This is a genomic window from Mesorhizobium sp. WSM4837, assembly GCF_055811435.1.
In genome coordinates this window covers 26,084-40,543 of the sequence record NZ_JBVVQE010000032.1, presented here as the reverse complement: position 1 = coordinate 40,543, position 14,460 = coordinate 26,084, and the positions used below count along the sequence as shown (strand labels likewise).

The 14,460-nt window shown below is 65.8% G+C and carries 12 protein-coding genes and 2 pseudogenes; 8 read left to right on the top strand and 6 right to left on the bottom strand.

What is annotated here, in order from left to right:
* The first annotated feature begins 280 nt into the window (after positions 1-280).
* From AC0L3D_RS19465 to AC0L3D_RS19450, 4 genes are all read left to right on the top strand, one after another.
* Positions 281-466: a hypothetical protein gene (locus AC0L3D_RS19465; protein ID WP_473645539.1), complete on the top strand. Its 186-nt coding sequence runs from the start codon at positions 281-283 to the stop codon at positions 464-466.
* 247 nt (positions 467-713) lie between these two features.
* Positions 714-1,640 (top strand): ArdC family protein, encoded by a 927-nt coding sequence (locus tag AC0L3D_RS19460; RefSeq protein ID WP_473645537.1) that lies wholly within the window; start codon positions 714-716, stop codon positions 1,638-1,640.
* A 105-nt stretch (positions 1,641-1,745) separates the two neighbouring features.
* On the top strand, positions 1,746-2,018 hold the full coding sequence (locus tag AC0L3D_RS19455) for a DNA -binding domain-containing protein (RefSeq protein WP_473645535.1): 273 nt from the start codon (positions 1,746-1,748) through the stop codon (positions 2,016-2,018).
* Positions 2,019-2,797: 779 nt separating this feature from the next.
* Complete coding sequence (locus AC0L3D_RS19450) at positions 2,798-3,199, top strand: single-stranded DNA-binding protein (RefSeq protein WP_473645533.1); 402 nt, start codon at positions 2,798-2,800, stop codon at positions 3,197-3,199.
* Positions 3,200-3,262: 63 nt separating this feature from the next.
* Here AC0L3D_RS19450 and AC0L3D_RS19445 read toward each other — a convergent pair whose 3' ends face one another.
* Positions 3,263-4,144: a LysR substrate-binding domain-containing protein gene (locus AC0L3D_RS19445; protein ID WP_473645532.1), complete on the bottom strand. Its 882-nt coding sequence runs from the start codon at positions 4,142-4,144 to the stop codon at positions 3,263-3,265.
* 103 nt (positions 4,145-4,247) lie between these two features.
* Between AC0L3D_RS19445 and AC0L3D_RS19440 the strand changes: the two genes are divergently transcribed.
* Positions 4,248-5,426 (top strand): MFS transporter, encoded by a 1,179-nt coding sequence (locus tag AC0L3D_RS19440; RefSeq protein WP_473645530.1) that lies wholly within the window; start codon positions 4,248-4,250, stop codon positions 5,424-5,426.
* A 67-nt stretch (positions 5,427-5,493) separates the two neighbouring features.
* Here AC0L3D_RS19440 and AC0L3D_RS19435 read toward each other — a convergent pair.
* The 5 genes and pseudogenes from AC0L3D_RS19435 to traC all read right to left on the bottom strand — a co-directional run bounded on the left by AC0L3D_RS19435 (position 5,494) and on the right by traC (position 9,161).
* Positions 5,494-5,754 (bottom strand): annotated as a pseudogene (locus tag AC0L3D_RS19435) (WGR domain-containing protein).
* Between the two features lie 85 nt (positions 5,755-5,839).
* A complete protein-coding gene (locus AC0L3D_RS19430) occupies positions 5,840-6,223 on the bottom strand; it encodes a thermonuclease family protein (RefSeq protein ID WP_473645566.1) in 384 nt (127 codons plus the stop codon).
* Positions 6,224-6,732: 509 nt separating this feature from the next.
* Positions 6,733-8,640 carry a Ti-type conjugative transfer system protein TraG gene (gene traG / locus AC0L3D_RS19425; RefSeq protein ID WP_473645528.1) on the bottom strand — a complete coding sequence of 636 codons (1,908 nt, stop codon included), beginning with the start codon at positions 8,638-8,640 and terminating at the stop codon, positions 6,733-6,735.
* 4 nt (positions 8,641-8,644) lie between these two features.
* Positions 8,645-8,890, bottom strand: coding sequence for a type IV conjugative transfer system coupling protein TraD (gene traD / locus AC0L3D_RS19420; RefSeq protein WP_473645527.1), 246 nt, complete (start codon positions 8,888-8,890; stop codon positions 8,645-8,647).
* Positions 8,865-9,161 carry a conjugal transfer protein TraC gene (gene traC / locus AC0L3D_RS19415; protein WP_473645526.1) on the bottom strand — a complete coding sequence of 99 codons (297 nt, stop codon included), beginning with the start codon at positions 9,159-9,161 and terminating at the stop codon, positions 8,865-8,867. The genes traD and traC overlap by 26 nt, the downstream gene beginning before the upstream one ends.
* A gap of 250 nt (positions 9,162-9,411) precedes the next feature.
* On the opposite strand from traC, the gene traA reads away from it, so the two are divergent.
* From traA to AC0L3D_RS19400, 3 genes and pseudogenes are all read left to right on the top strand, one after another.
* Positions 9,412-12,771 carry a Ti-type conjugative transfer relaxase TraA gene (gene traA, locus AC0L3D_RS19410; protein WP_473645524.1) on the top strand — a complete coding sequence of 1,120 codons (3,360 nt, stop codon included), beginning with the start codon at positions 9,412-9,414 and terminating at the stop codon, positions 12,769-12,771.
* Positions 12,768-13,130 (top strand): annotated as a pseudogene (locus AC0L3D_RS19405) (S26 family signal peptidase); the annotation flags it as partial. The gene traA and the pseudogene AC0L3D_RS19405, both read left to right, overlap by 4 nt.
* Before the next feature lie 168 nt (positions 13,131-13,298).
* Positions 13,299-14,453 (top strand): conjugal transfer protein TraB, encoded by a 1,155-nt coding sequence (locus AC0L3D_RS19400; protein ID WP_473645564.1) that lies wholly within the window; start codon positions 13,299-13,301, stop codon positions 14,451-14,453.
* Positions 14,454-14,460: the final 7 nt, after the last annotated feature.

Sequence of the window (14,460 nt, the reverse complement as noted above, 5' to 3'; positions counted from 1 at the left end):
GTTTTTTCATGGAGCGCTTCAAGGCGCCCAGCGTGTTCCAGGGTTTCGACCCGAACGGATCGTGGCGATCGCCGGGCTCACATTGGGCCGCGTTCCAATCCCGCTCTCCCGGGATGGCTTCCTGGTCCGGCTCCGGATCTTCCACGATCAACCCGTAGGGGGTCCGCTACGCAAGCGTGCGGCCGCTTGGCTGAAGCCTGCGCGGTGATCGCGCCCGGAGCCGGACGCTGACGGAGCCATCGAGCGGAAATTTGGTCCGCGCAGAAGATGGAGCCCTCACATGTCCCACAATCTAGAACTCGCGCAAAAGCACGCCTGGAACCTCGCCCGCACCCTGATGACCACCGTCATCCTCTTCCGCTCCGACAACCAGTACGGCGTCCTGCCAGCCGACGAACTGAACGACGCCGACGTTACCAGACTGTTCGAGTACGATCCCTACACGGGCGCGAGGTCGGTTCATTGAACCGGCCTTCGCTCTGCCTTCGTCGAGCGCACCGCGCCCGCCAGGCAGGGCGCTTTCGCGCCTGTCCGCACTTCGCGCCCCGTCCCGGACGTCGCTCCTGCCGGGTCCGGCGCCGCGCGCAACGGCTTCGCCGTCCTCCACTGTCGTTTCGGCCCTGCGGGTGCCCGCGCCTCCTGATCGCCCCGGCTGATGGACCGCCGTGACGGGGCCGCGATGGGCGCGGCCTCCAGAATGGAGGTTCAGGAAAATGAGCAGGAAAGAAAAAGGATCGCGGGCAAACCTCTACGCGAGGATAACCGAGAAGATCGTCGCCGATCTCGAAAATGGCGTGCGCCCTTGGGTCAAGCCATGGAGTGCGGGTCATCCGAGTGGCAGGGTCAACAGGCCGCTACGCCACAATGGGCTGCCCTATCAGGGTATAAACACGCTGCTTTTGTGGTCCGAAGCGGTCGCGCAGGGCTTTGTTTCACCCTACTGGATGACATTCAAGCAATCGGTCGAACTGGGCGGCCATGTCCGCAAGGGCGAAACCGGCACCACAGTTGTCTATGCCGGCAGCTTCAGCAAGACCGAAATCGACGTCAATGGCGACGAGGTCGAGCGCGGGATTCCGTACCTCAAAACCTATACGGTCTTTTGCGCGGACCAGATCGACGAGCTGCCGTCGCGCTACTACGCAGCAGCGGAGCCCGCGGCCAAGCCCGTCGAGCGGATTGAACATGCCGATCGCTTCTTCGACAACACCGGCGCGGTCGTGCGCTATGGCGGTGACAAGGCGTTCTACTCGCCATCGTCCGACCATGTGCAGCTGCCCCATCCCGAGAGTTTCAGGGACATGGCGTCGTTCGTCGCTGTCAGGGCCCACGAAACCCTGCATTGGACGGCTGCCCCCCATCGTCTGAACCGGGATCTCAGCCGCTACCACAAGGATCGCACGGACCGGGCGCGCGAAGAATTATTGGTGGAGATCGGGTCAGCGCTCATTTGCGCTGACCTCGGCATCGTTCCGGAAATGGAGCCGAGGCCGGATCATGCGTCCTATCTTCAAAGCTGGCTGACCGTACTCGGGTCGGACAAGCGGGCGATCTTCACGGCCGCAGCCCATGCACAGCGCGCAATCGCCTATCTGCACGGACTGCAGCCGCAGTCAGATACGATGGGGGAGGCGGCCTGATGCTCCATTCTTCGCTCCTCCTGGCTATGGTATGTCGGGCCGATGGTGCCCAAGTTTGTCCTATCTGTGGACGGGATATTAAAGCACATGTGAGAAGGAGAGCTGATGCCTGAGCTGGACCCAAATGTTGCTGACCAAGTGCCGTGGTCCATCACCCCTTACGATGACCGGCACAAGGTGACCAATATGCGCCTTCTCGATGCCGAGGCAGATGGCGCTGACTGGCGGGAAGTCGCCCGGATTGTCCTTCACCGTGACCCTGTGGCCGAGCCTGAGCGCACCCGCCATTGTTGGGAAGACCATCTAAGACGGGCAAAATGGATGACGACAACCGGCTACCGAAAACTCCTTGCCGGCGACCGCGACGCCCTGCAGTAAAGCGCCATCAGGGTCGCGCCGGCACGGCTGATCGCGCAGCTCTGATCCCTCTTGGCCTTGGCCGCCGCCTCGGCGTACGACCGGGATGTGGAATAAGAGCTGTCACTGTCCCGCATCACTGACGGACCGGATGACCAGAAACGGTCGGTCGTTCGGCAGCCTCCCGAACCGGGACGGACTGATCCGTTCACGGGCGGGATAGGCTGTCGCAAGGTCGTGTCGGGCTGGTGCGAGCCCCGCCAGCGAGCGACGGAGGCGTGGCTTGATCGCGGTTGCGCAAGGCGAGGGGATCGCTGCATCCGCGGACCGGGATCCCTTCGCCGTTCGCGCGGGGGCGTTCGTCACCTCGCCATTCCGATGCGCCCGCGGTGCATTGCCCTCGACCTGCTGGGAAGCCGCCGTTCACCTTGTGCACAGCCGCGATTGATCAGGCGGGTTCGGGAGGTCGCCGGAGGCGATGAGGCCCGCTGCGCCGCGCCCGGCGTTGAGGGGCGTTGCCGATGTTGCCGGCGTCAATCGTCCGCGGCCATCCCGTCTCCGGTTCTGCTGCCGGTGAAAAAAATCCCTCCGAAACGAAATAAGCCCCTAAGTCCGTTCGTGCGCCGCTCGCAACCCCCGCAGCTCCGGACCGTGTTGGCGCGTGCCGCGCCTGCCCGCACCACTCCGGGCCTTGGGGGCAAGCCTCGTGCGTTCCGCTTCGGTTGCAGGCGGCTCCCGACCGCCTTGGCCGGGTCTCGTTCGGAGGGACTTCTCCCCCGGACGAGCAAAGGAGACAGGAAATGACCAACATCGTTCTTCTCGCCGGCAACATCGGCAACGACCCCGAAACCGCGACCACCCGCGGCGGCACCAAGATCACCGACTTCCGGCTTGCAACCTCCCGCCCCCGCCGCGTCGACGGCAAGGTCGTCAAGGGCGAGAGCGGCTACGCCGAGCAGGACACCGAGTGGCACCGCATCAAGTGCTTCAACGGGCTCGCCGAGACGGTGCAGAAGCACTGCGTGAAGGGCATGAAGGTCGCGGTCCGCGGACGCATCCACTACACGCAGTGGACCGACAGCGAGGGCGTCGAGCGCTACGGCTCGGAGATCATCGCCGACGGCGTCGAATTCCTCGCCTGGCCGAAGCAGCGCGACAGCGCCGGCAACCAGAGCGAGGACACCGACGAGATCCCCTTCTGAGAGGCGGATCGCACGGCCCCGCCGCGAGGCGGGGCCTTCCGCATATTCTGCCCGCAATCGCTTTCAGTTCTGCGCCGCCTTCCTCAACCAGTCGCGCATTTGCCGCGCAGGCCTTGACAGTTGCGGCGTGTCAGGGGTGAGCAGATGATACCGCTCCCGCCCCGGTAGCACCGGGCCGGGAAGCTGAACAAGACGCCCCGACTGCAGATGCTCGCCGCAGGAAAGATGGTCGCCGATTACAATGCCAAGTCCGCGCAGCGCCGCGTCGATGCACAGATGCATGCGATTGAAGAACAGGTGGTTGTCGAGATCGTCCAGCCTGATGCCTGCCGCTTCGCAATAGCGCCGCCACCAGTAGAGCCCGCGCTCGTGGATCAGCCTGTGCGCCGCGTAGAAACCGGGTGAGGCCGGATCGGGGCTTTTGGCGATCAATGCGGGCGAGGCGACAGGGAACGCGTTGAGGTCAAGGAAGGGTTCGGAGCGGAAGCCGATCAGGGCCGCCGGTCCCCAGGTCAAAACCAGGTCGACATCGCCGGGCAAGCTGCGCGGCGGGTCCGGGCGGCAGCGGAGATCGACGTTGAGCCGCAGCGCGTCAAGCGCCTGCGCCGTCAGCCGCGGCATGAGCCACAAGACCGCCAGATCGGATTCCACATCCAGAACCACTGTTCCCCTGGCCGTGCCGCGCTTGAGACGCCCAACGCCAAGCGCCAGATCGGCGAACGACCGGGCGACGGTTCGGGCGAAGAGGCTGCCGTCGCCGGTCAGGACGACGTGGCGGGCGTGGCGTTCGAAGAGTTCCACACCCAGTTCCATCTCCAGATTGCGGACATGGCGGCTGACGGCAGCATGGCTGACGCCCAGTTCCTGCGCGGCCGCAGCGAAGCTGCCATGTCGGGCAGCGGCCTCGAAGGCGCGGGCGGCGTTGAGGTTGGGCAGTTTGCGCATGCGACGAGCATAACAAAAGCGTTCGCTTGGGGCAAAATAAGTAGTTTAAGCGAAAACTCATTTTGCGGCATGTCCTCGAACATCCCATCATCGCGAGGATGCCATGACCCGACTGCCGAACCCCGAAGCCCGGATGATCGTCGCGCTGATTTGCGGCGTGACGATCTACGGCTTCGCGATGGGCACCACCTATCCGCTTCTGGGTATCCTTCTCTCGGATCAGGTGTCAGGCGTGCTCATTGGCATCAACACCGCAGCGACCGGCCTCGGCCTCATGACCGGTGTGGTGCTGCTGCCAGGCCTCGGCCGCCGGTTGGGCGCAGGTCCGACGGCGTTGGCAGGTGTGGGGCTGCTGGCGGCGGCGCTCGTTGCGCTGGCCTTCCTGCGCGACTTCTGGCCGGTCTTCGCGGCGCGCCTGATTCTGGGCTGCGGTGCGGGTCTCATGTTCATCGTCGCCGAAACGGCGCTGAACGCGGCCGCGGCGCCAGAGCGGCGCGGCCGGATCATGGGCGTCTATACCGCTGCCAGCGCCCTTGGTTTCGTGCTCGGCCCGGCGATGATCGCTCTGATGCCAGACCGCCCGGCCGCGCTTCTCCTCGGCTGCGCTGCGATAGCGCTGGTGGCGCTGATCCCTTTTGCCGTGGTGGCACGGCGGGTGAGCCGCGCGGTCGTGCCGGGATCGGCGCGCCACATCCTGCCTGCGATCGCAGCCTTTCCCCTGGCCTTTGGCTTTCTCTTCATCGCATCGATGGTTGATGCTGTCGCCATCAGCCTCATGCCGGTCATCATGCTCGATCGCGGTTTCGACGTCTCGCAGGCGGCGCTGCTCGCCACGGTGTTCCATGTCGGCCTGGTGATCGGGCAGCCGCTGATCGGGCTGGCGCTGGACCGGGCCGGCCGCCGCCGCACGGTGCTTTCTTGCTGCGGGCTATCGCTCGCCTGCACCCTGCCGCTGATCTCCGGATCAGGGATGGGGTTCTGGCCCGTGACCGGGCTGATGCTGGTCTGGGGCGGCGCGAACTACGGGCTCTACACCGCCGCGCTCGCGCTGATCGGCGACCGCTTCCAGGCCGAGACGCTGACGGCGGCGATCGCGGCGCTTGCCGCCGTCTATGCTCTGGCTGCCATCATCGGCCCCGCCGTCGCCGGCGGCATGATGGACGCGCTCGGCGCGCAGGGTCTATTCGGAGCCGTAGCGGTTGTCTATCTGGCGGCGCTCTGCGGTGGCGTCTGGCTATTCCGGCCGGTCGAGCCGGCATGGCAGAAGCATCAGATCCGCTGATGTCCGCGAGAGGCTCGATCGCGAATCGTACTGGTAGCCAATGCCCGCAAGTGCTCCAAACGCTGGATCAGGCTTCCGGCGGTTGGGTATCGCGGTAGCCCCTTCGCCTCTTGCTGCGCTCGAGGCGGATCAACGCGCTGTCCGCTTCTTCCGGTTGATCGAATGTCTGCGCCATCGACTGGCCGTTCGTGCCGATGCGGCCCCAGTTGCGGATGATCGAAGCCCCTCCGAACAGCGTCGGCTAGACCGAGAGCACATAGAAGCGCCGCATGTTCCGCGTCGGGTCGATGCGGCGAAGATGGATGGGCAGGGTCTCCTTATTCGACATGGCCCTGAGTCTCGCTTCCATCGGAAGCGCAGTCCAACGATTTTCCTGAATCGATCCCGGCCGACCGATTCACGCCGCTGATGCGTCAGTCGCACCAGCTCCGCCGGGCGCCGTCCCGGCGTGCAAGGCCCTCGGCGATCAATGTCTCGCCGATCGAATGCCCGTTCCTGGTCACGGTCCTGAGCTTCCGCCCATGTTGATCCTCGTCGCGCTGGCCGGCCACCAGCGAGAACTTTCCCGGGTTCAGCAATTCCCGCAGCCGACGTTTCGCGGCCTCGCCCTTGAGCCGCTCCGCCTCGCAACGAGGCGAGCTCAGCTCGGGCGTGTCGATATCGGCAATCCTGATCTTCACACCCTGATGCCAGAACGTGTCGCCATCCACCACGCAGGTCACGCGCGGACCGGCGCCACATATCGGAAACGAAGCCGAGAGCGTGTCCTGTTGTGGCGCTGACACGAAGGCCGGCATTCCCGCGATCCCGCCCGCTCGGCCGAGTTGGTAAGCGCCAAATGTCGCCGCTACGACGAGCGCGCCGACGACCAACTTCGCAATCGCCGATCCGATTTTCCGACGCGATGATTTCCGCCGATAGACGGGCTGTTTCCCGCGCCGCGTCTTCGGCTGCCCGAAACGCGTTCGTTTCTTCTGCTGGAACCTGACGACGGTGTTCAACGAGGGCATGTCTCCCTGCTCTGCTTCCGAGGTTTTCGCAGGATGCGGTTTCGATCGTCTTACGGGCATCGTTCAACTTCCCCGCATCTCAGGGCCAGCAATGGCGACCTGGGACTGAAGCGGATTTGGGAGAGCCACTTGCGGCGGCCTGCCTCTAGTCGCGACCCTTCGCGTCGCTCCCGCAGCCCGCTCCGCGGTCTCCGCGCATGCGCGTGACGATCCATCTCGCAGGGCGTGTGCGTCCGGCCGGACCATCGATGCTCCTGCTGACGACGACAGCTCCGGCATCGGTCCGCGGCGAAGCCTCATTGCGCCACCTCCTTCCGGTGGAACCTGTTCTCTCCGACCCAGGCCCTCATGTCCACGCGGCGGAACCAGATGGCGCGCCCGCATCTGAGCGGCGGATTGCCGGCGGTGAAGACGATCTGCTCGTCGGCGCGCATGCGCATCACCTCGTGCGGCAGGATCAGCGGCCGGCGCGTGAGCTGCTTGGAGCGTGTGCGCGAGGAACCGGACATCTGCGAGGAGCGGCTCAACTGGTCGACCTCGACCGTGGTGTCGCCGCAGCGCTTCGAGATGTAGTCGGCGGTCTCGGGATCGTTGATCACCGCGAAGGAAATCCAGGACGCACTCTCGAACCATTTCGAGGTGGCGTCGCGGCCGCCATAGGCCTCGCGCATCTGGCCAATCGACTGGTAGAGCAGCATCATCGTGATGCCGTATTTGCGGCCGGCGTCGCGGGCGGTCTCGAGGATACGCAGGAAGCCGAGTCGGGCAACCTCGTCGAGCAGGAACAGCGTGCGGCCCTTCACCGCGCCATTGCGGTTGTAGATCGCATTCATCAGCGCGCCGATGATGACGCGGGCAAGCCCCGGATGCGTCTCCAGCACCTTCAAGTCAAGAGCGATGAAGATGTCGGTCTCGCCGGCGGCGAGCTCGTCCGTGGCAAAACTGTCGCCGGAGACGAGTGCTGCATAGTTCGGATAGGAGAGCCAGTGCGTCTCCTTCACCGCGTTGGCATAGACGCCAGAAAAGGTCTCCGGCGTCATGGCGATAAAGGGCGCGACGTTCTCCTTCACGAATTCCGATTCGGACTGTTCGTAGATCTTCGTCAGGCGCTCGCGCAGCTTGGGCTCCGGCTCCGACAGATTGGCGCGGACCCTTCTCAGAGTCTGGTCCCTTCCTGCCGTATGACCGGAGAGGCAGACGTCGGCGATCAGCGCGGTCAAAAGCTGCATCGCGGACGCGCGAAAGAAGTCGTCGCGCGCCGAGGCTCGGCCCGCCGTATCCGTCATCACCCAGGTCGCCACCGCGACGATGTCCTCCTCCTTCGTGCTGCCGAAACGGCCGATCCAGTCGAGAGCGTTGAAGCCGGTGGCGGCATCGGCGGGGTCGAGGACGATCACCTTGCGACCGGCCTTGCGCCGGCGGTCGATGACCATCGGCGCGACCTCCGATGACGGGTCCAGCACAACGAGCCCGCCGCCCCATTTGAGGGCGGAGGGAACCGTCACCGACGTCGTCTTGAAACCACCGGAGCCGGCGAAGACGACGCCATGAGAAGAACCGAACGAGCCGTCGAAGCAGAGCAGCGGCGAGCGGCCTCCCGCGCCCCACGTCTCGCGGCTGTCGGGGCGGAAGGCGAGGCCCGCCACATGGTCGCGATCGACGCGGTAGCGCTCGCCGATCACGATGCCGCCGGCTTCGGAAAACAGCCTGCCGGCCGCCTCCATTCCCATCCAGTCGGTCTCGCCGTGGATCGCCCGCTTTCCCCGGATGCGTCGCGGCCCGGCTGCAGCGAAAGCGGCATTGCCCTTGATCGCCACGCGCAGCGCGAACACGCTGCATATCAGCGCGATTGTCGCGCCGACCGCCGTTCCGGGATCCGCATAGGACAGAGCCGTCCGGCCAACCGGTACGCGATCGGCGAGCGCGATCAGGCGGACGGTTTCGCGCGTCGCGGCGATCGCCACGACGGCCGTGGCTCCGCCTACCACACTCCAGCCCGCGGCGCGGATCGCATGCGCGCCCGCAGCCGCGAAGAGAAAGATCACCCCGGCAAGTCCCGCTGCCGCATAGGGAAGGGCAAGGCCGGCCCTTCCGAGTATGAACCGCGCGCCCTCGCTCGTTGCCAAGCTCGCGAGCCAGCTCTCGATGCCGGTAAAGCCGATCAAGACCGCCAGCATCAGCGACGCCGGTGAAAGTGCGAGCATCGCCCTAATCATGGTCGCGCCCGAAGGCTTCCGCACCGATCGCCGTGAGCCGCGCCCGCTCGGCCTCGTCATTGCTGATGCGTCGATGCCCGTCGATCAGCAGGCCGAGCAGCAGCGCGCGCCTCTCGTAGCGCAGGCCCGCTTTCACGATCAGCCCGCCGAGCTCGATCTTCTCGCGCGTGTCCTTTTTGCGGGCTTCCGATGAGCTCGACCGCCGCATGCGCTCAAGCCTCGTGATCGCCGCCCGCATCCGCGCCAGACGCGACCGTCGCGGTCGCATCGCTGGCGCTCCTGGCCGCTCCGGCATTTTTCTTTCCGGTCGATTTCCCGTTGCCCGCGCGAAACCGCCCGGCAAGTTCCTCGAACGCCGAAAGGAGTGCTGCCTCCTCGATGTCGATCTCGCCGATACCGGCTTTGAGGGCGACCCGTCCGATGCGCTCCGCCTCGCGTGTTTCGGCCGCCTTGAGCTGATCCTGCAGGCGGGCGATTTCTTCCCTGATCTTCGATGACGGCTTCTTCATTCCGGTCGACCTTTCGCATTCGGCTTCTGCTCGGTTGAGACCCAGCGTTCCCCGAATGAGCGACAGCGGCCACTCATAAAAAAGCTAGTCGGCGGAGCCGACGCTGCTTGCGATGATCCCGGCCGTTCCGAAGGAGCGGCTTCCAAGGGCGCAGTAATACGTCGCTGAGCGACGTGGCTAGCGGCGGCCCTGGCGGGGCCGGCCAACTCCCGACGAACACGCTCTTTGATTCCATCTGGAGCCGTCATCCGTGGCGATCACGCATTTCACACCCCAGCTCATCGGACGCGGCTCAGGCCGCAGCGCCGTGCTGTCGGCTGCGTATCGGCACTGCGCGCGGATGGAATACGAGGCGGAGGCGCGCACCGTCGATTATTCGAACAAGCGCAATCTCGCCCATGAGGAGTTTCTGCTGCCGCCCGATGCGCCGGCCTGGGTGAGGGCGCTGATTGCCGAACGCTCGGTCGCCGGAGCGGCGGAAGCCTTCTGGAATCGGGTCGAGGCCTTCGAGAAGCGCGAAGACGCACAGTTCGCCAAGGAATTCATCATCGCCCTGCCGGTCGAGCTGTCGAGGGAGCAGAACGTCGCGCTGATGCGCCAGTTCGTGGCCGAGCAGGTGCTGGTGCGCGGGCAGGTCGCGGACTGGGTCTATCACGACGAGACCTCTCCTGGTGGCGCCGATGCCTTTCATCCTGGCGCGCGCCAGGATGGGATCGGCGCGCGCAATCCGCACGTCCATCTGATGACGACATTGCGCCCTCTCACCGAGCATGGATTCGGCCCGAAGAAGGTCGCCGTAATCGGCGAAGACGGCGAGGTCCTGCGCAACAAGGCCGGCAAGATCGTCTATCGGCTCTGGTCGGGCGAGAAGTCCGAGTTCCTCGAGCAACGCAATGCCTGGCTCGATCTGCAGAACCAGCATCTGGCGCTCGCCGGTTTGGAGATGCGCGTTGACGGGCGCTCCTATGCGGAGCGTGGCATCGACTTGGTGCCGACGACCCATATCGGCGTGGCGACGAAGGCGATCGACCGGAAAGGAGAGAAGGCCGGTTGGTCTCCGAAGCTCGAACGCATCGAACTGTTCGAGGAGCGCAGGGCCGAGAACCGCAAACGCATCCTGCGCCGGCCGGAGATCGGCCTCGACCTTCTCTCTTCGGAGAAAAGCGTCTTTGACGAGCGCGACATCGCCAAGGTGCTGCATCGCTACATCGACGATGCCGGCGCCTTCCGGCAGCTGATGGCGCGCATCCTCCAGAGCCCGGAGCTGCTGCGGATCGAGCGTGAGAGCGTGGCGTTTGCTACCGGAGAGAGGATGCCGGCGCGCTACACGACGCGCCAGCTCATGCGCCTCGAAGCCGGCATGGCGCGGCGGGCGCTCTGGCTGTCGGACCGGAGCTCGCATGGCGTTCGTGAAAAGGTGCTGGAGCGCGTCTTCGCGCGCCATGAGCGGCTGTCGGCCGAGCAGAAAACGGCGATCGAGCATGTCGCGAAAGCGGGCGGGATCGCCGCGGTCGTCGGCCGCGCCGGCGCCGGCAAGACCACGATGATGAAAGCCGCGCGCGAAGCCTGGGAGCTCGCCGGCTACCGCGTGGTCGGCGCGGCGCTCGCCGGCAAGGCGGCCGAGGGTCTGGAGAAGGAAGCGGGCATCGCCAGCCGCACACTTGCGTCATGGGAGCTGCGCTGGAAAAAGGGCAGGGACACGCTCGACGAAAAAACCGTCTTCGTCCTCGACGAGGCCGGCATGGTCGCCTCGAAGCAGATGGCGCTGTTCGTCGAAGCCGCCGTCAAGGCCGGCGCCAAGCTGGTCCTGGTGGGAGATCCCGAGCAGCTCCAGCCGATAGAGGCAGGTGCTGCGTTCCGGGCAATTGTCGAACGCATCGGCTACGCCGAACTCGAGACCATCTACCGCCAGCGCGAGGACTGGATGCGCACCGCCTCCCTCGACCTGGCGCGCGGCCGGATCGCCGAGGCGATCTCCGCCTACGAAGGGAAGGGCAGGGTGCTCGGCTCCGTGTTGAAAGCCGAAGCGGTTACCAAGCTGATCGCGGACTGGGATCGCGACTACGATGCCGCCAAGACCTCGCTGATCCTGGCGCATCTGCGCCGCGACGTGCGCATGCTCAATGTGATGGCGCGCGAGAAGCTGGTCGCGCGCGGCATTGTCGGGGAAGGATATGCCTTCCGCACCGAGGACGGCGTCCGAAAATTCGACGTCGGCGACCAGATCGTTTTCCTGAAGAACGACAGCGCGCTCGGCGCGAAGAACGGCATGATCGGCAGGGTCGTCGAGGCCGCGCCGAACCGCATCGTCGCGGCGATCGGCGAAGGTGACCAGCGTCGTCAGGTCACGGTCAATCAGCAGCTCTACCGCAACCTCGACCACGGCTACGCCACCACGATCCACAAAGCCCAGGGTGCCACCGTCGATCGCGTGAAGGTGCTGGCGTCGCTCTCGCTCGACCGGCATCTGACCTATGTCGCGATGACCAGGCATCGCGAAGACATGGCGCTCTATTACGGGCGCCGATCCTTCGACCTCAATGGCGGGCTGGCCAAAATTCTGTCCCGACGCAACGCCAAGGAAACCACGCTCGATTACGAGCGCGGAACGCTCTACCGCCAGGCGCTCCGCTTCGCCGAAAACCGCGGTCTGCATGTCGTTCGCGTTGCCCGCACGCTGCTTCGCGACCGCGTCGACTGGACGATCCGGCAGAAGCAGAAACTTGCGGTTCTGGCGCTCCGCCTGCGCGGTGTCGGCGAGCGCCTCGGCCTCTTCGTTTCCCCTCAGACCCACACCCTGAAGGAGGCCGCACCGATGGTCGTCGGCGTTACCCTGTTCGCCAAATCGATCCAGGACACGGTCGAGGAGAAGCTGCGCGCCGATCCCGCCGTCACCAGGCAATGGGACGAGGTCTCGACACGCCTCCGCTATGTCTTCGCCGATCCGGAGACTGCGTTCCGCACTATCAATTTCGACGCGGTCCTGTCCGATCCGGCCGCGGCGAAGGCGACGCTGCATCGGCTCGTATCGGAACCGCAGACGCTCGGCGCGCTCAAGGGCAAGACCGGCCTTCTCGCCGGCAAGGCCGATCGCGAGGATCGGCGTGTCGCCGAGCTCAATCTCCCGGCGCTGAAACGCGACATCGAGCGCTATCTCAGTTTGCGCGAGGCGGCGGTGCAGAAGCTCGAGGCCGAGGAACAGGCGATGCGCCGCCGCGTCTCGATCGACGTTCCGGCCCTGTCGCCGGCGACACTGCGCGTGCTCGAACGTGTTCGCGACGCGATCGACCGCAACGACCTTCCGGCCGCCCTCGGTTACGCGATTTCCAACCGCGAGGCGAAGGTCGAAATCGACGGCTTAAACAAGGCGATCGCGGAACGTTTCGGCGAGCGCATGCTGCTCACCAATGCCGCGCGCGAGCCTTCGGGAAAGCTGTTCGACAAGGCGGCTGAGGGTCTGGCAACAGGCGAGCGCCAGAGGCTCGCCGATGCCTGGCCGGTGATGCGGGCGGCACAGCAGCTCGCCGCGCACGAGCGCACTGCGGAGACGCTGAAGCAGACCGAGAGTTTGCGTCAGACGCAACGCCAGACGCCGGTGCTCAAGCAATGAGGCGGCGCCGCGCCATCGTCATCATCCCGATCGCGGCCGCAGGCTTAGTCGTGCTCTCAGGCATCGCCTGGCTCGGGGAGTTTCGTGTCAATCTGACGCGCAGCTATCCGATCGGCCTCTGGCGCATCGAGCCGCTCGAGCGGCCCGCGGCGGCCGGCGATCTCGTCTTCATCTGCCCGCCCGACAACGCTGCATTCCGGATGGCGCGTGAGCGCTTCTACCTCGGCCGCGGCCTCTGCCCGGGCTGGTTCAGTCCCCTGATCAAGACGGTCCTCGCCACCGAAGGACAGACGGTCGCCATCGGCGCCGGCATCTCAATCGACGGCCGGCCGCTTCCGCATTCCGATGTTCGGCCGACGGACGCCATGGGCCGGGCGCTAACGCCTTATCTAGGCGGCCAGGTTCCGGCCGGCTTCCTCTCCTCCACTCCGATTTCGCAGGCTCCTATGACTCACGATATTTCGGGCCGATCCCAGCCAGCGGGCTGCTCGGCCGTGCCCATCCGCTCCTCACCTTCGAGCCATGATATGGCGCACGGCGCGGTTCTGATCGCAAGCGCTGCGCTCGTCGGCGTGGTTGCCTGGAGCGGCGATCCGCTGACGCTGCCGCTGGCGATGCTGTTTCCGGCGCTATGGGCATTGGCGCGCAGCCGCATCGTTGCCGCGCTCGTCTCGGCGGCCTATTTCCTGGCGGCCTCACGCGGCCTGCCGCAGGGCGTCGCCAATTTCTACGGTTCGGATCTCTTGCCCGGCCTGCTGCTGTGGCTCGCGGCATCGCTCTCCTTCGTTGCTGTCCATACGGTTTTCTGGACGAAGCATCCGGGAGAGTGGAAGGCAGCGCGGTTCGGGTTGGCGGCCGTGCTGATGGTGGTGCCGCCCTTCGGGATCGTGGGTTGGGCGCATCCGCTGACCGGCGCCGGCGTGCTGTTTCCCGGATGGGGCTGGCTCGGCCTGGCGGGCGCAACAGCCGGCCTGCTCGCCATGACGACGAGATGGTGGCCGGCTGCCGCCCTAGCGTTGGGAGGACTTTGGCTCTGTTCCGCCACATTGTGGACAGCGCCAGCTTTACCCGATGACTTCCGTGGCGTCGACCTGGAGATGCGGCGGAGCCTCGGCCGCGACGGCACGCTCGAGCGGCAGCGTGACCTGATCGCCACGGTCACGCGAGCCGCGGTGCAGGGCGACAGCATCGTCGTGCTTCCCGAGAGCGCGCTCGGCTTCTGGACCCCGAGCGTCGAGCGGCTTTGGCGCGATGCGCTCAGCGGCACCGGAGTCACCGTGATCGCGGGGGCAGCCGTCGTCGATCCGGAGGGCTACGACAATGTTCTCGTCGAAATCTCCGCCCACGGTGCGGGCGTCCTCTATCGCGAGCGCATGCCGGTCCCGGTTTCCATGTGGCAGCCCTGGCGCGGCTTGATGGGGCAAGGCGGCGGCGCACGGGCATATCTCTTCGCCAATCCCGTTGTCGAGTTCGCCGGGGATAGGATCGCTCCGCTGATCTGCCACGAGCAACTCGTCGTCTGGCCCATCCTGCAATCGATGCTGCACAGGCCGGATGCCATCGTCGCTATCGGCAATGGGTGGTGGACCGCCGGCACCTCCATCATCGCCATTCAGAACGCCAGCACGATCGCCTGGGCGCGGCTCTTCGGCCTGCCGCTCGTCACCGCCTTCAACAGATGAACCTGGA

Excerpts from the sequence above, each read along its gene's own strand:
- AC0L3D_RS19400 (WP_473645564.1), top strand. The coding sequence starts at position 13,299 with ATGGCGCACGGCGCGGTTCTGATCGCAAGCGCTGCGCTCGTCGGCGTG.
- traD (WP_473645527.1), bottom strand. The coding sequence starts at position 8,890 with ATGCGGGCGGCGATCACGAGGCTTGAGCGCATGCGGCGGTCGAGCTCA.
- AC0L3D_RS19445 (WP_473645532.1), bottom strand. The coding sequence starts at position 4,144 with ATGCGCAAACTGCCCAACCTCAACGCCGCCCGCGCCTTCGAGGCCGCT.
- AC0L3D_RS19440 (WP_473645530.1), top strand. The coding sequence starts at position 4,248 with ATGACCCGACTGCCGAACCCCGAAGCCCGGATGATCGTCGCGCTGATT.
- AC0L3D_RS19465 (WP_473645539.1), top strand. The coding sequence starts at position 281 with ATGTCCCACAATCTAGAACTCGCGCAAAAGCACGCCTGGAACCTCGCC.
- traG (WP_473645528.1), bottom strand. The coding sequence starts at position 8,640 with ATGCTCGCACTTTCACCGGCGTCGCTGATGCTGGCGGTCTTGATCGGC.
- AC0L3D_RS19430 (WP_473645566.1), bottom strand. The coding sequence starts at position 6,223 with ATGCCGGCCTTCGTGTCAGCGCCACAACAGGACACGCTCTCGGCTTCG.
- AC0L3D_RS19450 (WP_473645533.1), top strand. The coding sequence starts at position 2,798 with ATGACCAACATCGTTCTTCTCGCCGGCAACATCGGCAACGACCCCGAA.
- AC0L3D_RS19460 (WP_473645537.1), top strand. The coding sequence starts at position 714 with ATGAGCAGGAAAGAAAAAGGATCGCGGGCAAACCTCTACGCGAGGATA.
- AC0L3D_RS19455 (WP_473645535.1), top strand. The coding sequence starts at position 1,746 with ATGCCTGAGCTGGACCCAAATGTTGCTGACCAAGTGCCGTGGTCCATC.
- traC (WP_473645526.1), bottom strand. The coding sequence starts at position 9,161 with ATGAAGAAGCCGTCATCGAAGATCAGGGAAGAAATCGCCCGCCTGCAG.